Origin of the sequence: Kitasatospora sp. NPDC058032 (assembly GCF_042885845.1) — a bacterium.
Taxonomy (GTDB): domain Bacteria; phylum Actinomycetota; class Actinomycetes; order Streptomycetales; family Streptomycetaceae; genus Kitasatospora.
This window is the reverse complement of record NZ_JBHVRK010000034.1, coordinates 30223-51798: the sequence shown is the minus strand read 5'-3', so window position 1 is coordinate 51798 and position 21576 is coordinate 30223. Positions and strand designations below refer to the sequence as shown.

Sequence of the window (21576 nt, the reverse complement as noted above, 5' to 3'; positions counted from 1 at the left end):
TGCGGCAGCGGTGCCGGCCCCCGTCGAGGACGCTCCTCGGCGGGGGCCGGCCGCCTTCCGGGGGGTGGGCGCCGGGTGGCCGGAGGCGGGGGGTCAGATAATGGGGGTTATGAGCGATTCGGTGCCCTTCCCGCCACCGCCCGGACTGCCGCGGCTCGACCGCTGCGCCGTCATGGGCGTGGTCAACGTGACCCCGGACTCCTTCTCCGACGGCGGGCTGTGGCACGACCCCGCCAAGGCGATCGCGCACGGGCTCGCGCTGCGCGCCCGGGGCGCCGACCTGGTCGACGTCGGCGGCGAGTCCACCCGCCCCGGCTCGCAGCGCGTGCCCGAGGAGGAGGAGCTGCGCCGGGTCGTGCCGGTGGTGCGGGAGCTGGCCGCCGCCGGGGTGGCGGTCTCCGTCGACACCATGCGGGCCTCGGTGGCCGAGCAGGCCGTCGAGGCCGGCGCGCTGATCGTCAACGACGTCTCCGGCGGCCTGGCCGACCCGGCGATGGCCCGGGTGGTGGCCGGGACCGGCGCGCCGTTCGTGGTGATGCACTGGCGCGGGCAGTCCGCCGACATGGACCGGCTGGCCGTCTACGACGACGTGGTGACCGACGTGGTCGGCGAGCTGACCGCCCGGGTCGACGCCCTGCTCGCCGCCGGCGTCAAGGAGGAGCAGCTGATCCTGGACCCGGGACTCGGCTTCGCCAAGACCTCCGAGCACAACTGGGCCCTGCTCGGCCGGCTCGACGCGCTCACCGCGCTCGGCCGGCCCGTCCTGGTCGCCGCATCGCGCAAGCGGTTCCTGGGTACGCTGCTCGCCGACCCGGAAACCGGGGAACTGCGCCCGGCCCGGGAGCGCGACCACGCGACCGCCGCGGTGTCGGTGCTGTCGGCACAGGCCGGTGCCTGGGCGGTGCGGGTGCACGACGTGGCCGGCACGGCGGACGCCGTCCGGGTGGTCGCGGCCTGGCAGCGCGCCGCCCGGCAGGGACGAGCGCTTGGCGAAGGACGGGAGGGTCATGGCGGGTGACGGCAGGTTGAGCGGGGAGACGGCGGGCCGACGGGCCGGCGGGGAGGACCGGGAAGCGGTCCTGGCCGCCAACCGGGCGCTCTACGAGGCGCTGGAGACCGGCGACCTCGCGGCGGTCGAGGACGCCTGGCTGGGCGCCGGCGAGGCGGACGACAAGGGGGGCGTGGTCTGCGTCCACCCGGGGTGGCCGGTGCTGCGCGGACGGGCCCAGGTGACCCGCTCGTACATGCTGATCATGGCGAACACCGAGTACATCCAGTTCATCCTCACCGACGAGGAAGCGGAGGTGCACGGCGATGTGGCCCTTGTCACGTGCACCGAGAACATCCTTTCCGGCGGCGAGGCCGAACAGGAGGGCGAGCTCGGGCCACTGGTCGGGGGAAAGGTCGTGTCCACCAATCTCTTCCGGCGCACCCCGGGCGGGTGGAAACTCTGGTCGCACCACGGTTCACCCGTTCTGACCAGCGCCGACGAGGACGACGAGGACTGATTCCGCGCCGCGGTGGGGAATCACGGGAAAACGTCGCCGGGCGGTGACCGGGGAATTCCCGACAAGTCACCGAACGTTCACGTCAATCGCCATTCCGGTGCGCGTGGCGACGGTTCGTGCCGGGTAGGACGGTCGGGTGTTGTCGGCGCGCGCGGGTAGATTCGAAAATCAGCGGCGGGCGCGACGCCCGTCTCCGCCCTGCCCGTCGCTCTTGCCCGGGACGGGGCCCGTCCGACTTGGAGCAGTGATTCGTTTGCTGGACCGCGTCACCCTGCGGGGCCTGCGCGCCCGCGGTCACCACGGCGTATTCGAGCGCGAGCGGGCCGAAGGCCAGACCTTCGTGGTGGACCTGGTGCTGTACCTGGACACCCGCCCCGCCGCCGCCGACGACGACCTGACCCGTACGGCGCACTACGGCATCGTGGCCGAGGAGGTCACCGCGATCATCGCCGGCGAGCCGGTGGAGCTGATCGAGACCCTGGCCCAGCGGATCGCGGACCAGTGCCTGAAGCACGAGCCGGTGGAGGAGGTCGAGGTGACCGTGCACAAGCCGGACGCCCCGATCACCGTGCCGTTCGACGACGTGACCGTGACCATCCACCGGACCCGCGGATGACCCGCCCGGTCCGTCCGGTGCCCGCCGTAGGGCCCGTCTCAGCCATAGGGGAAGTCCGATGACCACAAGTGACCCGAACGCCGCGCCGAGCGCCTTCGACCTGGAGCAGCGGGTGGACTCGGTCGACACGACCCTGCACAGCCAGCGCTGCGCCGTGGTCGCCCTCGGCTCCAACCTCGGCAACCGCCTGGACACCCTGCAGGGGGCCGTGGACGCCCTCGCGGACACGCCCGGGCTGAAGGTCAAGGCCGTCTCCGCGGTGTACGAGACGGAGGCCGTGGGCGGCCCCGCCGAGCAGCCCGCCTACTACAACGCGGTGGTCGTGCTGCGCACCTCGCTGCCGCCGCAGGACCTGCTGGAGCGCGGCAACGCGATCGAGGACGCCTTCGGCCGGGTCCGCACCGTGCACTGGGGCCCGCGCACCCTGGACGTCGACATCCTGGCCTACGAGGGCGTCGTCAGCGAGGACCCGCAGCTGCTGCTGCCGCACCCGCGCTCGCACGAGCGGGCCTTCGTGCTCGCCCCGTGGCTGGACGCCCAGCCGGACGCCGAGGTGCCCGGGCACGGGCCGGTGGCCGAGCTGCTGGCGGCGCTCGGCGGCCCGGACGCCCAGGGCGTCCGGCGGCGCGAGGACATCCGGCTGACGCTGCCCGAGTAGGCCATGCGTCCGGGGCGGTCCGTGCAGGCCGGGGAACTCCTGCCGGGCCGCCGGGCGTAGACCCAGGGGCACGCCCCGGTCCGGGACCCGTTGGGCCGGGGCCCGGTACGGTGGCCTGACGCCGTCGTACCCGCCGCCCGGGAAAGGACCTCGTCCGAGTGAAGCTGCTTCGCCTCCGTCTGCTGATCGGCATCACCGCCGCCACGACGGCGCTGTCCTGGGCCGGCGCCAAGCTGTGGGCCGCCCTGGACACGCTGCCCGCGGTACCGGGCGCGGCGCCGGTGGTGCTGGCCGCGGTGGCGGTGATCCTGCTCGCGACCGCGCTCTCGCTGCGCTCGCGGCTCAAGGCGGTGCGTGAGCGGCAGCCCGGGGCGAAGCGGGTGGACCCGCTGGGCGCGGCCCGGGCGCTGGTGCTCGGGCAGGCCAGCGCGCTGGTCTCGGCGGTGGTCACCGGGGTCTACGCGGGCGCCGGGATCTACCTGCTGGGCGAGCTGGACGTGCCGGCCCGCAAGGACCAGGCGATCACCGCCGGCCTCGCGGTGCTGGCCGGCGCGGCCGTGATCGCGGCGGCGCTCTGGCTGCAGCACATCTGCCGGCTGCCGGAGAACCATGACGACCCGGGCGGCCCCGGTCCGGCTCCCACCCACCGCTGACCAGCGCATTTCCGGTGATCTTGAGTGATTTTCCGGATGCGTCCGGTAAAGCCGGTGCGCTGTCAAGGGCCGAACCGGACCCTGGGCTGACACGGCCCCAATTCGCACGCTAGTTTCGTGGCATGTCTCGCGGACGCCACCGTCATTCCTCCGTCCTCGGCCGGGTCCTTCCCCCCACCGCCGCCGGCGTGCTCATCGTCGCCGCGTTGGGGGCGCTGCTTTTCAGTCAGGACACCGTGCTGGTCCGTTCGGTGGGCGCGGCCGCGGTGCTCGCCACGCTCGGCTTCGCCGTGCTGCTGCGGCAGCGTGACCGGGCCGCGCGGGCGGCGGCCGAGGTCTCCGTCGCCCAGCGGCTGCGGGCCGACGAGCGGTTCGAGGAGCAGCTCGCCGAGGCCGAGTACGCGGCCGAGGTGGCCGAGGAGCGGGCGACCAGGTTCGGGCGCCGGCTGACCGCGGAGAAGTCCCGGCTGGCGAAGGCCGAGACGGAGATCGCCCGGCTGCTCAAGGAGCGCGCCGTGATGGTCGCCGAGCAGGCGCTCAAGGAGGCCGAGGCGGCCCAGCGGGCGCTCGCCGCGAGCCGGCCCAGGCACCCGGCCAGTCCGGCCGCGTACGTCCGCGCCGCGGCCGTGCTGCGGCAGCTGGAGCGGCGGGCGGCGCAGCAGGAGGCCCAGCGCGAGCAGGAGGCCCGGCGGGCGGCGGAGCGCGCGGCGGGTGCGGAGGTCGCGCTGCGCGCGCGGACGGCGCCCGCGACGACGTCCGCTCCGGCGCCCCAGCGGGTCGCTCCGGCGGTTCCGGCCCCGGTCGTTCCCTCGGTGCCCGCTCCCGGCACGGCGCCGTCCGCGGTCGCTCCGGCCGCTCCGGCGGCTCCCGCCGACCCCGCGGCGTCGGTCCGGCCGGCGCTGACGGCGACCGTCGGACAGCTCGGCGGTGCTCCCGCCGCGCCGCCGGTGCGGGCGGCCGAGCGGCAGCGTCCGCGCCCGGCGGCCTCGGCGGCCCCCCGCCCGCAGGGCTTCAGCTTCTTCGGCCGCGGCGCCGGCGCCGGCGCGGCGGTCCGCGCGGCTGCCCCGGCGCCGGCCGTGCGCAGCGTCGCGGAGCTCGGCGAGCGGGCGGACCTGGCGGACGTGGTCGGCGACGAGGCGCTCGCGGCCCAGGCGCAGGAGCAGGCCGAGCAGGCTCGGGTCCGGGCCGACGAGTGGGCCCCGGAGCAGTCGCAGGCGCCCGTGCCGGCCGCGACGGGCCCGGAGGCGGAGACCCGGGTGCTGCCGAAGGTCGAGGAGGACGCCCCCGAGGTGGTCGACCTGACCCCGCACGACGAGACCGAGCAGATCGAGGTGCCGGAGCTGCGCGCCTCGCGCTGAGGCGGGCGGCCGGCGGCCGACGGACGACGAGCGGCGCGGGGTGGACGGAGGAACCGTCCGCCCCGCGCCGCTTTCGCGTTCACGTCGGCCCGGGGCCTGGAGCAAGGCCCCGGGAACGGCACGGCGCCCGCCCCGCCGGGTGGCGGAACGGGCGCCGCAACGGCACGCGGTGCCGGAAGGTCAGATCTGGACGCCGAAGTCCTGGGCGATGCCGGCCAGGCCGGAGGCGTAGCCCTGGCCGACGGCGCGGAACTTCCACTCGGCGCCGTTGCGGTAGAGCTCGCCGAAGATCATGGCGGTCTCGGTCGCGGCGTCCTCGGAGAGGTCGTAGCGGGCGATCTCGGCGCCGCCGGCGGAGTTCACCACGCGGATGTAGGCGTTGCGGACCTGGCCGAAGTTCTGCGACCGGGCGACGGCGTCGTAGATCGAGACCGGGAAGGTGATCCGGGCGGCCTCGGCCGGCAGCCCGGCCAGGTTGACGTTGATCGCCTCGTCGTCGCCGGCGCCCTCGCCGGTGCGGTTGTCACCGGTGTGGACGACGGTGCTGTCCGGCGTGCTGGTGTTGTTGAAGAAGACGAAGTGGCTGTTGGACAGCACCTTGCCGTCCGCGTTCAGCACGATCGCGCTGGCGTCCAGGTCGAACTCGGCACCGGTCGTGGTGCGGACGTCCCAGCCGAGGCCGACGGTGACCGCGGTCAGGCCGGGGGCCTCCTTGGTCAGCGAGACGTTGCCACCCTTGGAGAGGCTCACTGGCATGATGTGTGCTGTCCCTTCGCTTTGCTTGTTGCCGGGGATAACGCGGGAACCGCCGGCATTGGTTCCGCACGGCCGGGTCTTTTGAGCCGTCGGCACGGCTTCGGGTATTCCCCCGTCAGATCCGCCGGAACCGGCCCTGGAGTTCCCAGATCGCCGGATTGTCGGCGAGGTCGGGGTGCATGTCGAAGAGGTCGGCGAGGGTGTCCTGGAGGAAATCCCGGGCCTCCCGGCGCAGGTCGCCGTGGCGCACCACCGCAGGCGGCTCGTCGGGCAGCCAGGTCGCGGTGATCTCGACCCAGTTGAAGCGGCGGGCGAACCGCAGCAACTCGGTGTTCTGGGTGAAGTCGAGATCGGCGGTCTGCACCCGGGCCGCGCGGCCGCCGGCCGGGTCGCGGTCGAGTTCCTCGACGATGTCGCACAGCGCCCAGGCGAAGTCCAGCACCGGGACCCATCCCCAGGCTGTGGACAGGTCGGCGTCCTCGGCGTCGAGGTGGACGTCGCCGCAGAACAGGTCGTACCGCAGTTCGCGCACGCCCGCGGTCCGGTAGTCGGTCTGCGGGGGGTCGGGGAAGCGGTTGGAGAGGGAGTAGCCGAGCTCGATCACACTGGCCATTGTCGGGGCTGCGGACCCGGCCGGATAACAGGGTGACCGGCACGGCCCGGCGCGGGATGATGGACCCATGCCCGAGCCCATCCGCGTACGGGGATCGGTGGTCGTCCCCGACGCCGAGCTCGTCTGGCGCTTCTCGCGTTCCTCCGGCCCCGGCGGCCAGCACGTCAACACCTCCGACACCCAGGTCGAGCTCTGCTACGACCTGGCGGCCTCCACCGCGCTGCCCGAGGTGTGGAAGCAGCGTGCCCTGGAGCGGCTGGCGGGCCGGCTGGTGGACGGGCGGGTGCTGGTGGTCCGGGCCTCCGAGCACCGCTCGCAGTGGCGCAACCGGGAGATCGCCGCGGCCCGGCTGGCTTCGCTGCTCGGCGAGGCGACCGCGCCGCCGCCGAAGGCGCGCCGGGCGACCAAGCCCAGCCGGGGCATGGTCGAGCGGCGGCTCTCCAACAAGCGGCACCGCTCCGAGCTGAAGCAGGGGCGGCGCTCCCCGCGCGGCGAGGGGTAGGCCCTTGCCGTGCGGCCGGGCGGGCCGGTTCAGCCCAGGGTGCGGTAGCCGCCGCGGAAGTACAGCAGCGGACGGCCGCCCGGGTCCGGCACCGTCGCCTCCAGGACGCGGCCGAGCAGCAGGGTGTGGTCACCAGCGGCTATCCGCTGCTCGGTGCGGCACTCCACGGTGGCGAGCGCGCCGTCGATCAGCGGGGCCCCGCTGTACGGGCCCCGGTGGTGCGGGGCGTCGGCGAACAGCAGCCGGTCGCTGAGCCGGCCCTTCATCGCGAACCGCGAGCCGAGCGCCTTCTGGTTCTCCGACAACAGGGAGACGGCCCAGGTGTCGGTGCGGGAGAGCACCTCGTCCATCCGGGAGTCCTCCCGGACGGAGATCAGGACCAGCGGCGGTTCCAGCGACACCGAGAGGAAGGACGTGGCGGTCATGCCGACGTCCTCTCCGTCGTCCGGGTCGTGGACGGTCACCAGGCTCACACCGGCGGCGAGCTGGGAGAGCGCCGCCCGGAACTCGTCGGGGGTCGCTTGGGAGGCAGCTTCGGGCTGCGGGGACGGGTACACGTACCGCACGGTAGCCCGCGACCGGGGGAAACGACATCGGGCCCTGGTCGTAGGACCAGCGGCGCAGCGGCGTTCAGCCCGCCGGGGCGGCGGAAAGGTTACGGTTCGCGTCCGCTCTCACTCCCAGGAGTGAAGGGGAGGGCCTGCCCGGCGGTCAGTCGGCTACAGCACGGGGCCATTGCGGCCGACCACGGGAAATGTTCCGATGGGCTGTTATGTCCCGATACGGGGCGGATGAACTGATTAAGGGCGCATTAGTCTTGTGTGATTTAAGTCACAAGTGCTGACCTATTGCTGACCGAGCGTGCCGAACGCTGTGCTCCCTGTGATTCAGTTCTTCTGGCAATCGGACGATAACTAATCAAGACCTATCCGAAGCAGCCGGGGAGCCCCCGCATGGAAGCCGAGTCGGAGCCGTACGTCCGTCTCGCGACCCTCCGCACCTTGCACCGGGTCGTGGCGGACCTCAACGCTGCCCGCAGCCTGGCGGGCACGCTGCAGGCCGTGGTCGAGGGCGCGGTGCACGGACTCGGTTTCGACGCCGCCGCGGTCAGCCTGGTGCGGCCGGACGGCGATCTCGTGGTGGCGGCCGTGTGGGAGCTGGAGGAGAGCACCATGGGCGGCCCGTCCGTCCTGCTCGGCCAGGTCGGCTCCCGCGAGTCCTGGGACCGGCTGCTCGGCGTCAGCGACCACTGGGGCACCCTGCGCTTCCTCCCCTACGACCGCGGCTGGGCGGTCGCCAGCGACATACCGCGCTGGATAGGGGACGGTCCGATGCCCGTCTACGCCAACGACTGGCACCCCGCCGACGGCCTGCTCGCCCCGATGTACAGCGCCGGCGGCGACCTGCTCGGCGTCCTCTCGGTGGACCGCCCGCGCAGCGGCAAGCGACCCGGCGCCTGGACCCGCGAGGCCCTGGAGATGTTCTCCCTGCAGGCCTCCATCGCCATCGGCAACGCCCGGCTACGCGCGGAGATGCAACGCGCGCTGGCCCGCCTGGAGAAGGAGCAGCAGGCGCTGCGGGCCAGTGAGGAGAGCTTCCGCCAGGCCTTCGAGTACGCCCCCAGCGGGATGGCCATCACCGAACTGCACGGCGCCGGGCGGGGCCAGCTGACCCGGGTCAACGACGCGCTCTGTCGTCTGCTCGGCCGCCCCCGGGCGGTGCTGCGCCAGCAGAGCTTCGTCGACCTCGTCCACCCGGACGACCGGGCGCTGCTGGAGCGCACCAGCGCCGAGAGCGGCCGGGCGGAACTGCGGCTCTCCCGCCGGGACGGCGGCTACCAGTGGGTGTGCCTGCGCAACTCGATCGTGGCCGACGCCGCCGAGGGCCCGAGCTTCCTGCTCACCCACGTCGAGGACATCGAGGACCGCAAGCGGCACGAGCTCCAGCTCGCCCACCGGGCCAGCCACGACGCGCTCACCGGCCTGCCGAACGGCGCCGAGCTCAAGGCCAGACTGGGGCGCCGGCTCTGCGGGCAGCCGCAGTCGGCCGTCGCCGCCGGGCACCAGGACGGGCCCGGCGCGGACGGCCACCCGGAGACCGGCCGTCCGGTCGGCGCCGGGGTGCCGGACGACGGCTTCGCCGGGTACCCGGAGAGCCTCTTCGGCGAGTCCTACCGCCCGGCCGGCGGCTACGACGGCCCGGAACCGGCGTACGGCCACGGCCTGCCGGAGGGGTACCCGGTGCCCGCCGCCGACGGTGCGCCGGCCGGGGCGAACGGCTACGGCGAGCACGTGCACGCGGTGGTCCCGGCCGACCACGGCCCCGGCGGCGAGGTGCGGACGGGCCCGTTCCGCTCGAGCGCCGCGGCCGCCGTCGAGAAGGGGCTCGCGGTGCTCTTCTGCGACCTCGACGGCTTCAAGTCGATCAACGACCGGTTCGGCCACAACGCCGGTGACGCCGTCCTGGTCGAGGTCGCCCGCCGGCTCAGCTCGGCCGTGCGCGACGGTGACACGGTGGCCCGGCTCGGCGGCGACGAGTTCGTGGTGCTCGCCGACGGCATCGGCCGCGACGAGGCGAAGGACCTCGCCCACCGGCTGCGCAACGCGATCATCCCGCCGATGCGGATCGACGGCCGGGGGATGCGGGTCGGTGTGAGCCTGGGTGTCGGCTGGGCCGGCTGCGGGATGAGCATCGAGGAGGTCCTGCACACCGCGGACGAGCGGATGTACGACGAGAAGCGGGCCCGCGGCGGCGCGGTGCGCGGGGCGCGCGGCGAGCGGTCGCACCGGCGGGCGGGCTGACGCGCCGCCGGGGGCGCGTGCGGGGGCCGTCGGGCCGTGGCTACTCGCCGGTTGTCAAGGGGTCTTTTCGGGGCGTCCGCCGCGGCAGGTAGGGTTCCGGGGTACGAGCGACCACGACCAGCGCCGACGGCACGGCAGCCCGGCGGCGCGACCGCGATGGGGGAGTTGACCACCGTGACCACCGCCGGCAGCAGCGGAGCGCCCCAGGGCCCGGAGGACGGCGCCCCGCAGGACGACGATCCGTTCGGCTACCTCTACCGTCCGGCCGACGGCGGCTCCGGTCAGCAGACCGAGCCGCAGCAGGGCGTGCCGCGCACGCCCTACAGTCGCCCGATGGAGGTCGGCCGCGCCCAGTACGGCCAGCCGCAGTACGGCCAGCCCCCGCGACCGCAGCAGCCCTACCCGCCGCAGCCGGGCTACCCGCAGGCCCAGCCGCCGCAGCCGTACCCGCCGCAGGGCGACTTCGGCGCCGCCCCGACCCAGCAGACCCGGTACGCCGAGCACTCCCGCCCGCAGCCGGGCGAGGAGCGGCCGGCGAGCAGCGGCCGCAGCAAGGGCGCGGTGATCGGCGCGGTCGCGGTCGTCGCGGCCATCGCGATCGGCGCGGGCATCGCCCTGTCCGGGGACCCGGACGACAAGAGCACGGACGCCAAGGGCGGCACCGGTACGACGAGCGCCCCGGCCGTTCCGGGCGGCCCCACCGGTACCGCGAGCCCGACCGGCACCGCGTCGGCGACCCCCTCGGCGACCGCCTCGGCCGGTCCGGGCACCGTGGACGCGAGCCAGCTGCAGGGCCAGAACGCGCCGTCCGGCAACACCGTCAAGGGCACCAGGTCGGCCGACGGCAGCTATCTGACGCTCAACCCGGGCGGCACGATCACCTGGACCGGCGACGTGCCGGCGGCCGGCACCTTCAAGTTCACCGTGCACTTCAACAATCCGGGCGCCGACACCAAGGCGATCGCGGCGGTGAACGGCAAGGACTGGCCGGGCGGCCTGTCGCTCAAGAACTACTCGCCGGGCAAGGACCCGGCCTCGTCCTGGTACACCAGCTACATAACCCCGCCGCTGCAGGCGGGCAGCAACACGATCGTGCTCTCGCTGCCGGCGGGCAGCGGCGCGATCCTGGTGGACCAGGTGACGCTGGAGGCCACCGCCGGCTAGGCCTCGGACGCGCGACGGCCGCCCGTTCCCCGAGGGGAGCGGGCGGCCGTGTCGTCCGCGGGCGCGGGTGCGGTCAGACGGCCGCGATCGGGGCGAACCGGTCGCCGCCGGTGATCCACTCGCCGCGGCGCATCACGGCGACCAGGTCGTAGGTCGCGGAGTCGACGACGGCGAGGTCGGCGAGCTTGCCGGGCTCCAGGCTGCCGACCTGGTCGGCGAGGCCGAGCAGCCGGGCCGGGACGGTGGAGAGCGACTCGACGGCCTGGTCGAGGCCGAGGCCGTTGACCGTCACCGAGCGCTTGAACGCCACGTCCAGGGTGAGCGTCGAGCCGGCGATCGCGCCGCCCTCGACCAGCCGGGCGACGCCGTTCTCGACCTCGACCTGGAGCGGGCCGAGCGGGTAGAGGCCGTCGCCCATGCCGGCCGCGCCCATGGCGTCGGTGATCAGGGCGACCCGGGCGGCGCCGGCGGTGCCGTAGGCGAGGTCGAGCACGGACGGGTGCAGGTGGACGCCGTCGTTGATCAGCTCGACGGTGACCCGCTCGTCCTCCAGCAGCGCCACGATCGGGCCGGGCGCGCGGTGGGCGATGCCGGGCATGGCGTTGAAGAGGTGGGTGGCGACGGTGGCGCCGGCCTCGATGGCCTCCAGCGTCTTGGCGTAGTCCGAGTCGGTGTGGCCGACGGCGGCGATCACGCCGAGGTCGGCGAGCATCCGCACGGAGTCGAGGCCGCCGGGGAGCTCGGGCGCCAGGGTGACCATCCTGGCGTGGCCGCGGGCGGCGTCGACCAGCTTGCGCACCAGCGCCGGGTCGGGGTCGCGCAGCAGGTCGGGGCGGTGGGCGCCGCAGCGGTTGTGCGAGATGAACGGGCCCTCGAAGTGGATGCCGGCGAGGACGCCGTCCTCGACGAGCTCGGAGAGCACGGCCGCCTGGCGGGTCAGGTCGTCGATCTCGCCGGTGACGGTGGAGGCGACCGTGGTGGTGGTGCCGTGCTCCAGGTGGGTGCGGGCGACCTTGAGGGCCTCCTCGGCGATGCCGGAGGCGTAGGACGCGCCGCCGCCGCCGTGCACGTGCAGGTCCACGAAGCCGGGGACGACGGTGTACCCGGTGAGGTCGAGGTCGCCGGGCGTGGCGGAGCCCCCGAGACCGGCGATCCGGTCGCCCTCGACGGCGAGGCGGTCGCCCTCGACGACGCCTCCGGGCAGGACCAGCCGGGCGCCGGCCAGTGCGAGTCGGTCCGCGGTCACGCGGTCACCTCCATGGAGAGCAGATCCCAGGCGAGCAGGCCCGCGCCCAGTGACGCGGCGGTGTCTTTGAGCATGGCCGGAACGACCTCGGGGGGCATCTGGAAGGTCAGCCGCTCGGTGACCGCCGCCCGCAGCGGGGTGAAGAGGGTGTCCCCGGCCTCGGCCAGCCCGCCGCCGACGATGACCCGGGACGGGTCGAGCAGGCTCTGGGCGAGCACGATGCCGTCGGCCAGGGCCTCCACCGCGCCCTGCCAGACCGCGACCGCGCGCGGGTCCCCGGCGTCCACCGCGACGGCGCAGGATGCCGCGTCGGCGTCGGGGTCGCCCACGGCCTCGGCCCAGGCACGGGAGACGGCGGAGGCGGAGGCGAGGGTCTCCAGGCAGCCGCGGGCGCCGCAGCCGCACTGCGGGCCGCCGGGGCGGACCACCACGTGGCCGATCTCGCCGCCGTAGCCGTGGGCGCCGGCCTCGATCCGGCCGTCGATGCCGATGGCGCCGGCGATGCCGGTGCCGAGCGCGATGAACAGGAAGCGCCCGACGCCCCGGCCGCCGCCGAGCCGGCCCTCGGCGAGGCCGCCGGAGCGCACGTCATGGCCCAGGGCGACCGGCATCGCGCCGCCGTCCGGGCCGGCCAGGCGCTCACCCAGCAGCTTGCGCAGCGGCAGGTCGCGCCAGCCGAGGTTGGCGGAGAAGACCGCGATGCCGTGCTTCTCGTCGATCGTCCCCGGGACGGCGACACCCGCCGCGAGGGGCGCGACGCCGAAACGGCTGCGGCCTTCGTCCGCCAGATCGGCGGCGAAGTCGAGGATGGCGGTGACCACGGCGTCCGTGCCGTGCTCCCGCCCGGTCGGGCGTCGTGCTTCGAACAGCACGGAGCCGTCCTGGGCGAGCAGCGCGGCTTTCATGCCGGTGCCCCCCACATCGAGTGCGATGACGTGCTTCACGGAGGACAGTTTCCCTTGACCAGGTCTAAGAGGTCTAGTCCAGTTGTCGGATTGGTCTGGTCCAAAGGGGTGAGCTTTGTCGCAGAAGCGTGTGGTGTGCGGCACTATGCGCGAGCTCCTCGACGGACCCCCGGGCGGGGGTGGGGGCGGGTTTGGCAGGTCGGACCGGGGATTTCGTTGCGCGGTGCGCAACGACTCCCGCACTTCGATAACTACCCGGCGTCCGGGTGTCGGAGGTGTGGACCACCGCGCGCCCGGTTTGGCACCCTTGCGGCCTTCCCCCGGCCGGATCCCCTTCCCCCGATCCGGTCCGTTCCACCCCAGGATCCCCCTCGAAGGCGGTACCCGCGTTGGACAGGCGCGCCCAGGTCCCCCCGGTCCCCACCCGGTTGTTCGGCGTCGCGTCGGCCGGCGCCCTGGCCGGAGCACTGGTGCTCACCGGCTGCGGCGGCCAGGGCGACGGCCCCGTCACCCTCAGGCTGGTCGCGGCCGACTACGGCGAGAGCGCGGACACCGGCTCCAAGCTGTACTGGGACGACCTCGCCCGCCGCTTCGAGGCCGCCAACCCGGGCATCAAGGTGGACGTCGAGGTGGCGAGCTGGACCGACATCGGCAAGCGGGTCGACGACCTGGTGAAGAGCGGCAGGTCGCCCGACCTGCTGCAGACCGGCGCCTTCGCCGACCAGGCCGCCGCCGACCGGCTGTACCCCGCCGCGGACGTGCTCTCGCTGGAGACCCAGGCCCGGATCATGGAGTCGTTCTCGCACGCGGGACAGGTGCTCGGCACCCAGTACGGCATCCCGTTCGTCTCCTCCTCCCGGGTGCTCTTCTACAACAAGGCGATCTTCCAGAAGGCCGGCATCACCCAGCCCCCGACCACCTGGAACGAACTCAGGCAGGCCGCCGAGAAGATCAAGGCCAAGGTCCCGGGCGTGGTCCCGTACGGACTGCCGCTCGGGCCGGAGGAGGCGCCGGCCGAGTCGATGCTCTGGACGCTGAGCGGCGGCGGCAGCCTCTCCGACGACGTCGGCAACTACACCATCGACAGTCCCCAGAACCAGGCCACCTTCGGCTGGCTCAAGGCCAACCTGGTCACCACCGGTCTGACCTACCCCGAGCCCGGCAAGGTGAACCGCACCCCGGTGTTCAGCGACTTCGCCTCCGGCAAGGTGGCGATGCTCAACGGGCACCCGACGCTGCTGCGGATGGCCACCAACGGCAGGATCGACTTCGGGACGGCGCCGATCCCGAAGAAGGACGGCCTGGCGAAGACCGGCAGCCTCGGCGTGGCCGACTGGATGATGGCCTTCAAGGCCAACGGGCACAAGAACGAGATCCGCCGGTTCCTCTCCTTCGTCTACACCAAGGAGAACCAGCTCAAGTTCGACGAGACCTACAACCTGCTGCCGGTCACCCAGGACGCCTTCGACGCGATGACCAAGGACCCGAAGCACGAGGACCTCAAGCAGTTCGCCGTCGGCCTGGGCAACGCGAGCTTCTATCCGTTCGGCGACCCGGCCTGGGCGGAGGTCTCCAACCGGATCAAGGCCGGCATCGGGGCGGCGGCGACCGGTGACGCCAAGCCGGTGCTGGAGGACCTCCAGCAGGCGGCGCTCAAGGAGGCGGCCCGGATCCGCAAGTGAACCCGGGCCGGGCGGCGGGGCGGCGGTACGGGCCTCAGTAGGTGATCGTGTAGACCTTGCGCAGCGTCTCGTGCACGGTCCAGGTGGTGCGGTCGCCCGCCCGCAGCACCCCGCAGACGCCCGGGCCGAGCTCCAGCACCGGGCCGCCGTCGACCACGACGGTGGCCCGGCCGCTCAGCACCACGAACACCTCGTCCGCCTCGACGTCGGTGGCCGTGCCCGGCGTGATCTGCCAGATGCCGGTCTCCCCGGTGGCGGATCCGGTGAGCACCAGACCGGACACCTCGGGGGCGCCGGAGACGATCTGGGCCGGGTCGAGCGGGTCGGGCACGAGTTCCGCGCTCGGGACGTGCAGGGCGAAGGAGGAGGCCGGGGTGCTGGTCATGGGGGCGACGCTAGCCGCCGGGCCCGGGCGGCGCAGGACGCAGAGTGTGTCGGGTCCCCGGGGGAGAATGACAGTCCGTAGTGATGGACGGAGGTGGGCCGGGATGGACGCGGACGACGAGGCGGCACGGGAACCGGCCGCGCCCGGCGCCCTGGACGAGCGGGACCGGGCCGTGCTGGAGCTGGAGGGCCGCTCCTGGCGGACGGCCGGCGCCAAGGAGCGTGCCGTACGGGAGGAGCTGGGGCTCTCCAGCACCCGGTACTACCAGCTGCTGAACGCGCTGCTGGACCGGCCGGCGGCGCTGGCGCACGCCCCGGTCCTGGTCAACCGGCTGCGCCGGGTGCGGGACGCCCGCCGGGCGGCCCGGTAGGCACGGGCACGGCGGGCACGGCGCGCGGGGCCGCACCGGGCCGACGGGTGACCCCCGCCCGAGGTGGGTACGGTGCCAGGCATGGGCCTTGCCGACATGACGCGACCGCTGACGGATGCCGGGCGCGAGGGGCTGGCGGCGCTGCTCGCCGCGCCCCGCGACGCCGTGATCGCCCTCGACTTCGACGGCACGCTCGCCCCGATCGTGCCCGACCCGAGCCGGGCCCGGGCGCACCCGGGCGTGGCCCCCGCGCTGCGCGCGCTGGCGCCGCACGTCGGCACGGTCGCGGTGGTGACCGGCCGCCCGGCCGCCCTGGCGGTGGAGTACGGCGGGCTCGCCGGGCTCGGCGGGGTGGTGGTGCTCGGGCACTACGGCGCGGAGCGCTGGGAGGGCGGGCGGCTGACCGCGCCGCCGCCGCACCCGGGCGTGGCCGCGGTGCGCGAGCGGCTGCCGGAGGTGCTGGCGGAGCTCGGCGCGCCGGACGGCACCTGGGTGGAGGACAAGGGCCGCTCGGTGGCGGTGCACACCCGGCGCACCGCCGAACCGACCGCCGCGTTCGAACTGCTGCGCGGTCCGATGGACGCGCTGGCGGGTGAGCACGGGCTGGTGGTGGAACCGGGCCGGCTGGTGCTGGAGCTGCGGCCGCCGGGGGTGGACAAGGGCGCGGCGCTGACCGGGCTGCTGCGCGAGCGCGGTGCCCGCTCGGTGCTCTACGCGGGCGACGACCTCGGCGACGTCCCGGCCTTCGCGGCGGTGGAGGAGCTGCGCGGGAAGGGCCTGGCCGGCGTGCTGGTGTGCAGCGGCGCGGTGGGCGAGTCGCCGGACGCCCCGGTGCGTGAACTCGCCGACCGGGCGGACCTGGTGGTCCCGGGCCCGGCCGGCGTGGTGGAACTGCTCGGGGCGCTCGGGGAGGAGCTCAGCGCAGGGCGTTGAGCTGGTCCAGGAACCACTGCTGGGGCGGCAGCGCCGTCGCCGCGGCGGCCAGCCGCTTGGTGCGGTCGGCGCGCTCCCCGGCGGGCATGGTGAGCCCGGTGTGCAGCGCCTCGGCGGTGGCCACGATGTCGTACGGATTGACGCTCAGCGCGTCCTCGCCGAGTTCGGCGTGCGCGCCGGCCTCCCGGGACAGCACCAGTGCGCAGCCCCGGTCGGAGACCACCGGGACCTCCTTGGCGACCAGGTTCATGCCGTCCCGGATCGGGTTGACCAGGGCCACGTCGGCCAGCCGGTAGGCGGCCAGCGAGCGCGGGAAGTCGTCGTCGACGTGCAGGATCAGCGGCTTCCAGTCGGGCGTGGCGAACTCCGCGTCGATCTCGGCGGCGAGCGCGCGCACCCGGTCGGTGTAGGCCCGGTACTCGGCGAGGTCGGTGCGGGACGGGTAGGCGAAGGCGATGTGCACCACCCGGCCGTGCCACTCGGGGCGGGTGCGCAGCAGGTGCCGGTAGGCCAGGAAGCCGCGGACGATGTTCTTGCTCAGCTCGGTGCGGTCGACCCGGACGACGGTGCGGCGCTCGCCGACGGCGGCGCGCAGGGCGGCGAGCCGCTCGTCGACGTCCGGGCGGTGGGCGCGCTCGCGCAGGAAGTCGGCGTCGGCGCCGAGGCCGTGCACGCCGAGGGCGGTGGTGCGGCCGGCGTGGGTGACGGTGAGCGCCTCGCGGTCGACCGTCGCGCCGAGGAAGCGCTCGCAGCAGTCGGCGAAGGCGAGTGCCCAGCGGCGGGTGAGGAAGCCCGCCCGGTCGGCGCCGAGGATGCCGGTGAGGACGGCCTCGGCGATGTCGTCGGGCAGCAGCCGCAGGTACTCGGGCGGCGCCCAGGGGGTGTGCGAGAAGTGGCCGATCCGCAGGTCGGGGCGGGCGGCGCGGAGCAGCGCCGGGACGAGCGAGAGGTGGTAGTCCTGCACCAGGACGGCGGCGCCGGGGGCGGCCTCGGCGGCGAGCGCCTCGGCGAAGGCGGTGTTGTAGGCGGTGTAGGACTGCCACTCGGTGCGGAAGCCGGCGTCGAAGGCGGGGGCGGTCGGGGTGTCCCAGAGCAGGTGGTGGACGAACCACAGGGTCGAGTTGGCGATGCCGTTGTAGGCCTGGGCGAAGGTCCGCGGGTCTATGTCGAGCATCCGGACGGCCTGCCCGCCGACGTCGTGGCCGGCCCGGTCGAGGCGGCCGTCCGGGGCCTCCCGGGCGGCCCGGCGGTCGGCGTCGGAGAGGGCGGCGCAGACCCAGACGGCGTCGGGGTCGTCGATCGCGGAGAGCCCGGAGACCAGGCCTCCGCCGCCTCTGCGGAGCGTCAGCGTGCCGTCGTCCGCGGTGCCGAAGGACACCGGCCCCCGGTTGGACGCCACCAGGACGGGGGCGGCGCCGGTCGGATTCGAACGCTCGGTCGTGTCAGGGCCCATGGTTGGTTGGTTGCCGGGGGTCCGGGGCGGCAAACCCCTCAGCGCCGGGTGGCGTACTCGGGGACGGTGTGCATCGGCGGGCGTTCGGTGGCGGTGACCGGGTGGGTGTGGGCGGTGAAGGCGCGGGTGCGCGGGTCGCGGGTGAACTGGGTGAGCCGGGGGTGGAGCAGGTCGGCGGAGGCCTTGAGCCGGTGGGTGCGGTCGAGCCGTTCCAGCGCGGTGCGGTAGATGGTGGCGGCCATCCGGCCGAGCGCCTGGCCGTCCTGGTGCCGGTGGTGGCGCACGCCGACGTCCACCTGGGCGAGCGCGTCCAGGCCGGCCGTCTCCAGCGCGTCGACCAGCAGGCCGAGTTCGACTCCGTAGCCGGTGGGGAACGGCAGCCGTTCGAGCAGCGAGCGCCGGGCGGCGTACTCGCCGCCGAGCGGCTGGACGAAACCGGCGAGTTCCGGCCAGTGCAGGTTGAGCAGCGGGCGGGCGACCAGCTCGGTGACCCGGCCGCCGCCGGCCGGTACGACCGCGCCGTCGGTCTCCAGCGGCCGGTCGTACATCGCCTTGACCAGCTGGATGTCCGGTTCGGTGAGCAGCGGGCCGATGATGCCGGAGACCAGGGCGGGGTCGAATTCGCGCAGGTCGGCGTCCACGAAGCAGACGATCTCGCCGCGGGTGACCAGCAGCGAGCGCCAGAGCACCTCGCCCTTGCCGGGGGCGGCGGGTATCCGGGGCAGGATCGCGTCGCGGTGGACGACGGTGGCGCCGGCCTCGGCGGCGACCGCGGCGGTGGCGTCGGCGGAGCCGGAGTCGACCACCACCAGCTCGTCGACCAGCGGCAGCCGCTCCATCAGCTCGCGGCGGATGACCCGGACGATCTCGCCGACGGTGGCCTCCTCGTCCAGGGCGGGCAGCACCACGCTGACCGTGCCGGCCGGGCCGAGCGCGCGCTTGGCCGCCGGCAGCGTGTGCACCGGGCGGTCGGCCGCGCTCCACGAGCGCCGGCGCAGCCAGGACGCCGTCTCGGGGAGGAGCTCGGGGGTCGGTTCGGCGGGCACGGTGCGCTCCTCGGCGGGGTCGGGTACGGGGGTCGGGTACGGGGCCCGGTGGGACGGGGCATCTCGCGTGGCGGACGGTGCCGTTCGGGGTTGACGCCTTCGGATACAGTCTTCGTACAGCGGTCGGACCTTCGCACGCCGGGGTCACCGCTGAGCAGGACCACAACTTCACAGAGCTCATCCAGAGGGACTGAGGGAACGGCCCGTTGACGTCCCGGCAACCTTCTCGCACGGTCGGCTTCGAGCCCCGGCGGGACAGGTGCCAATTCCGGCCCGGGCGCGACCGCGTCACGGGGAAGATGAGGAGAGAGGCCTCGCCACCATGGCTATCGACACCGCCGTACCCGTCACCGTTGACCTCGGCCCCGCCGCCCAGCTGTCCTGTCGGGAGTGCGGCACCAAGTTCCCGCTCGGTCCCAGCTTCGCGTGCCTGGAGTGCTTCGGCCCGCTGGAGATCGCCTACGACTTCGGCAGCGAGGGCGCCGAGGAGCTGCGCAAGCGGATCGAGGCCGGTCCCGCGTCGATCTGGCGCTACGCGCCGCTGCTGCCGGTGCCCGCGGACGTCGCGAGCAAGCCGAACCTGAACCCGGGCTGGACCCCGCTGGTGAAGGCCGACAACCTGGGCCGCGAGCTCGGCTTCACCGCCCAGCTGCACGTCAAGGACGACTCCGGCAACCCGACCCACTCCTTCAAGGACCGCGTGGTGGCCTGCGCGATCGAGGCGGCCCGCGCGTTCGGCTACACCACGCTCTCCTGCTCCTCGACCGGCAACCTGGCCGGCGCGGTGGGCGCGGCGGCGGCCCGGGCGGGCTTCCGGTCCTGCGTGTTCATCCCGCACGACCTGGAGCAGGGCAAGGTCGTGATGGCCGGGGTGTACGGCGGCGAGCTGGTCGGCATCGAGGGCAACTACGACGACGTGAACCGGTTCTGCTCGGAGCTGATCGGCGACCCGGCCGGTGAGGGCTGGGGCTTCGTCAACGTCAACCTGCGGCCGTACTACGGCGAGGGCTCCAAGACGCTCGCCTACGAGATCTGCGAGCAGCTCGGCTGGCGGCTGCCGGAGCAGATCGTGATCCCGATCGCCTCGGGCTCGCAGCTCACCAAGATCGACAAGGGCCTGCAGGAGCTGATCAAGCTCGGTCTGGTCGAGGACCGGCCGTACCGGATCTTCGGCGCCCAGGCGGCGGGCTGCTCGCCGGTCTCGGCCGCGTTCAAGGCCGGCCAGGACGTGATCCGGCCGGTCAAGCCGGACACCATCGCCAAGTCGCTGGCGATCGGCAACCCGGCCGACGGCCCGTACGTGCTGGACATCGCCCGGCGCACCGGCGGCGCGGTGGAGGACGTGACGGACGAGGAGGTCGTGGCCGCGATCCGGCTGCTGGCCCGCACCGAGGGCATCTTCGCGGAGACCGCGGGCGGCGTGACGGTCGGCGTGCTCAAGAAGCTGGTCGAGACCGGGCAGCTGGACCCGTCGAAGGAGACCGTCGCGATCAACACCGGTGACGGCCTGAAGACCCTCGACGCCGTCTCCGAGGCCGGGATGACCGCTGTGATCCGGCCGAACCTGGAGTCCTTCCGGGACGCCGGCCTGGCGACCGCCTGACCCTCGCGCCCCGCACGTCCCACCCGTCCCGCCCCCAGCCCCGCCCCGGCCCCGCCCGCGCGCCCGCAACGAGGAGACCCCCATGAGCGCCAACGTCCGCATCCCGACCATCCTGCGCACCTACACCGGCGGCGCCAGCGAGGTGCCCGCCGAGGGCGGCACGCTGGGCGAGGTCATCGCCGACCTGGAGAAGAACCACGCCGGGATCGCCGCGCGCATCCTGGACGACACCGGCAAGCTGCGGCGCTTCGTCAACGTCTACGTGAACGACGACGACGTGCGCTTCGCCGAGGGCCTGGCGACGGAGATCAAGGACGGCGCGAACGTCTCGATCATCCCGGCGGTCGCCGGCGGCTGATCCCGCGCGTGCCCGTTCCCTCCGGGGCGGGCGCACTGTCTCCGGCTGTCCGCGGCACGGAATTCCGTGCCGCGGACAGCCGCGCTTATTTTGGCGGGAATATTTTCGGTGCCGGGCGGAGTAAAGTGTCGCTCGACCGGGAACAGAGGCCGCCCTTCCGCTCATCCGGGCTCATCCGGGAACGAATCCACCGCACCGCCACCGCCGCCGACGTCCGCCCAGTGGGACCGGGGCCGGGGCCGGGGCCCGCGGCTCGGGAAACATGTCAGGCCGGTGTCAGAATTCTGACCGGGATTTCTGGCAATACGTCCGCTATGCCCGGCGGGAAATGCGGCTTTCCTGGTGTTTATGTCCGTCCTGTCCCCCGTGGTGCCGGGTGAATTCCCCGACATTGGGCCTGTTGCAGAGGGCGTCGATCCGGATACATTCAGCCGCGGTCGACGCAATCGCCCGTTCGCCGGATGCCGTTCGGCGACATCGGGAGGATCGCGGCGTGCACGGCCGCGCCCAGGGGGGGTTCCCCGGGCCGGCAGCCAACCAGACCCGCGCCCGCAGACCTGCGGGGGCGTGAAGGGCCAGCACAGCACTAGGGGAGTTCGGAATGGCTCAGGGCACCGTCAAGTGGTTCAACGCGGAGAAGGGCTACGGCTTCATCGCGGTCGACGGTGGTGCGGACGTCTTCGTCCACTACAGCGCGATCCAGATGGACGGCTACCGCACCCTTGAGGAGGGCCAGCGGGTCGAGTTCGAGATCTCTCAGGGGCAGAAGGGCCCGCAGGCGGACATGGTCCGCGCGGCGGTCTGACCTTTCCGACACCCAGGAGTTCGGCTCGGCCCATCGGCTGATGCGCCTCTTGCTTCACGGCGGGGCCCCGCCAGACCGCGGGCCCGGGCCGCCCGGGAGCTATGCCCGGGCGGCGCGGCGTGAGTATGTTTTTTGATAGGCCCACCCCAGAGAGAAAAAGA

Annotated in this window: 23 protein-coding genes and 1 riboswitch; of the genes, 15 read left to right on the top strand and 8 right to left on the bottom strand. The window is 73.9% G+C overall.

What is annotated here, in order from left to right; translation table 11 throughout:
- Positions 1–109 precede the first annotated feature (109 nt).
- The 6 genes from folP (at position 110) to ACFVUH_RS33540 (ending at position 4793) form a co-directional block, all read left to right on the top strand.
- On the top strand, positions 110–1018 hold the full coding sequence (folP, locus tag ACFVUH_RS33565) for a dihydropteroate synthase (protein WP_387917260.1): 909 nt from the start codon (positions 110–112) through the stop codon (positions 1016–1018).
- Positions 1008–1508: a nuclear transport factor 2 family protein gene (locus ACFVUH_RS33560; RefSeq protein WP_355357491.1), complete on the top strand. Its 501-nt coding sequence runs from the start codon at positions 1008–1010 to the stop codon at positions 1506–1508. The genes folP and ACFVUH_RS33560 overlap by 11 nt, the downstream gene beginning before the upstream one ends.
- Positions 1509–1764: 256 nt before the next feature.
- Positions 1765–2124, top strand: a complete 360-nt coding sequence (gene folB / locus ACFVUH_RS33555; RefSeq protein WP_350570091.1) for a dihydroneopterin aldolase — start codon at positions 1765–1767, stop codon at positions 2122–2124.
- A gap of 58 nt (positions 2125–2182) precedes the next feature.
- Complete coding sequence (gene folK / locus ACFVUH_RS33550) at positions 2183–2782, top strand: 2-amino-4-hydroxy-6-hydroxymethyldihydropteridine diphosphokinase (protein ID WP_355357494.1); 600 nt, start codon at positions 2183–2185, stop codon at positions 2780–2782.
- A 158-nt stretch (positions 2783–2940) separates the two neighbouring features.
- A complete protein-coding gene (locus ACFVUH_RS33545) occupies positions 2941–3435 on the top strand; it encodes a DUF3180 domain-containing protein (protein WP_355357497.1) in 495 nt (164 codons plus the stop codon).
- Between the two features lie 122 nt (positions 3436–3557).
- Complete coding sequence (locus ACFVUH_RS33540; RefSeq protein WP_387917258.1) at positions 3558–4793, top strand: hypothetical protein; 1236 nt, start codon at positions 3558–3560, stop codon at positions 4791–4793.
- 180 nt (positions 4794–4973) lie between these two features.
- Here ACFVUH_RS33540 and ACFVUH_RS33535 read toward each other — a convergent pair whose 3' ends face one another.
- Both ACFVUH_RS33535 and ACFVUH_RS33530 read right to left on the bottom strand, forming a co-directional pair.
- Entirely contained in the window at positions 4974–5549 is a 576-nt protein-coding gene (locus tag ACFVUH_RS33535; protein WP_355357503.1) for a TerD family protein, read from the bottom strand.
- A gap of 115 nt (positions 5550–5664) precedes the next feature.
- Positions 5665–6162 carry a hypothetical protein gene (locus ACFVUH_RS33530; protein ID WP_387917256.1) on the bottom strand — a complete coding sequence of 166 codons (498 nt, stop codon included), beginning with the start codon at positions 6160–6162 and terminating at the stop codon, positions 5665–5667.
- Between the two features lie 67 nt (positions 6163–6229).
- On the opposite strand from ACFVUH_RS33530, the gene arfB reads away from it, so the two are divergent.
- Positions 6230–6664, top strand: coding sequence for an alternative ribosome rescue aminoacyl-tRNA hydrolase ArfB (arfB, locus tag ACFVUH_RS33525; RefSeq protein WP_387917254.1), 435 nt, complete (start codon positions 6230–6232; stop codon positions 6662–6664).
- Positions 6665–6693: 29 nt separating this feature from the next.
- Here the strand turns inward: arfB and ACFVUH_RS33520 are convergent, their stop codons facing one another.
- Complete coding sequence (locus ACFVUH_RS33520; RefSeq protein ID WP_387917252.1) at positions 6694–7230, bottom strand: flavin reductase family protein; 537 nt, start codon at positions 7228–7230, stop codon at positions 6694–6696.
- A 387-nt stretch (positions 7231–7617) separates the two neighbouring features.
- Here ACFVUH_RS33520 and ACFVUH_RS33515 point away from each other — a divergent pair, with 387 nt between their 5' ends.
- Positions 7618–9465, top strand: a complete 1848-nt coding sequence (locus tag ACFVUH_RS33515) for a diguanylate cyclase domain-containing protein (protein ID WP_387917250.1) — start codon at positions 7618–7620, stop codon at positions 9463–9465.
- 174 nt (positions 9466–9639) lie between these two features.
- Positions 9640–10629, top strand: coding sequence for a hypothetical protein (locus tag ACFVUH_RS33510; RefSeq protein WP_387917248.1), 990 nt, complete (start codon positions 9640–9642; stop codon positions 10627–10629).
- A gap of 73 nt (positions 10630–10702) precedes the next feature.
- Here the strand turns inward: ACFVUH_RS33510 and nagA are convergent, their stop codons facing one another.
- Entirely contained in the window at positions 10703–11875 is a 1173-nt protein-coding gene (nagA, locus tag ACFVUH_RS33505) for an N-acetylglucosamine-6-phosphate deacetylase (protein WP_387917246.1), read from the bottom strand.
- Positions 11872–12819, bottom strand: a complete 948-nt coding sequence (locus tag ACFVUH_RS33500) for an ROK family protein (RefSeq protein ID WP_355357524.1) — start codon at positions 12817–12819, stop codon at positions 11872–11874. Before ACFVUH_RS33500 ends, nagA begins: the two co-directional genes overlap by 4 nt.
- 350 nt (positions 12820–13169) lie before the next feature.
- On the opposite strand from ACFVUH_RS33500, the gene ACFVUH_RS33495 reads away from it, so the two are divergent.
- Entirely contained in the window at positions 13170–14462 is a 1293-nt protein-coding gene (locus ACFVUH_RS33495) for an extracellular solute-binding protein (protein WP_355357527.1), read from the top strand.
- Between the two features lie 34 nt (positions 14463–14496).
- Here the strand turns inward: ACFVUH_RS33495 and ACFVUH_RS33490 are convergent, their stop codons facing one another.
- Positions 14497–14847, bottom strand: coding sequence for a cupin domain-containing protein (locus tag ACFVUH_RS33490; RefSeq protein WP_355357530.1), 351 nt, complete (start codon positions 14845–14847; stop codon positions 14497–14499).
- Between the two features lie 103 nt (positions 14848–14950).
- On the opposite strand from ACFVUH_RS33490, the gene ACFVUH_RS33485 reads away from it, so the two are divergent.
- Positions 14951–15217: a DUF3263 domain-containing protein gene (locus tag ACFVUH_RS33485; protein WP_355357533.1), complete on the top strand. Its 267-nt coding sequence runs from the start codon at positions 14951–14953 to the stop codon at positions 15215–15217.
- A gap of 81 nt (positions 15218–15298) precedes the next feature.
- Positions 15299–16150, top strand: a complete 852-nt coding sequence (gene otsB / locus ACFVUH_RS33480; RefSeq protein WP_387917243.1) for a trehalose-phosphatase — start codon at positions 15299–15301, stop codon at positions 16148–16150.
- Here otsB and ACFVUH_RS33475 read toward each other — a convergent pair.
- Both ACFVUH_RS33475 and ACFVUH_RS33470 read right to left on the bottom strand, forming a co-directional pair.
- Entirely contained in the window at positions 16134–17603 is a 1470-nt protein-coding gene (locus tag ACFVUH_RS33475) for a trehalose-6-phosphate synthase (protein ID WP_355357539.1), read from the bottom strand. The two genes, otsB and ACFVUH_RS33475, sit on opposite strands and share 17 nt — an antisense overlap.
- Positions 17604–17641: 38 nt before the next feature.
- Complete coding sequence (locus ACFVUH_RS33470; RefSeq protein WP_355357542.1) at positions 17642–18649, bottom strand: glucosyl-3-phosphoglycerate synthase; 1008 nt, start codon at positions 18647–18649, stop codon at positions 17642–17644.
- 174 nt (positions 18650–18823) lie between these two features.
- Positions 18824–18955: riboswitch (SAM riboswitch) on the top strand.
- Between the two features lie 16 nt (positions 18956–18971).
- Between ACFVUH_RS33470 and thrC the strand changes: the two genes are divergently transcribed.
- The 3 genes from thrC to ACFVUH_RS33455 all read left to right on the top strand — a co-directional run bounded on the left by thrC (position 18972) and on the right by ACFVUH_RS33455 (position 21415).
- Positions 18972–20252 carry a threonine synthase gene (gene thrC, locus ACFVUH_RS33465; RefSeq protein WP_355357546.1) on the top strand — a complete coding sequence of 427 codons (1281 nt, stop codon included), beginning with the start codon at positions 18972–18974 and terminating at the stop codon, positions 20250–20252.
- Between the two features lie 82 nt (positions 20253–20334).
- On the top strand, positions 20335–20610 hold the full coding sequence (locus ACFVUH_RS33460) for a MoaD/ThiS family protein (RefSeq protein WP_355357549.1): 276 nt from the start codon (positions 20335–20337) through the stop codon (positions 20608–20610).
- Between the two features lie 601 nt (positions 20611–21211).
- Entirely contained in the window at positions 21212–21415 is a 204-nt protein-coding gene (locus tag ACFVUH_RS33455) for a cold-shock protein (RefSeq protein WP_030289665.1), read from the top strand.
- The last annotated feature ends 161 nt before the right edge of the window (positions 21416–21576 follow it).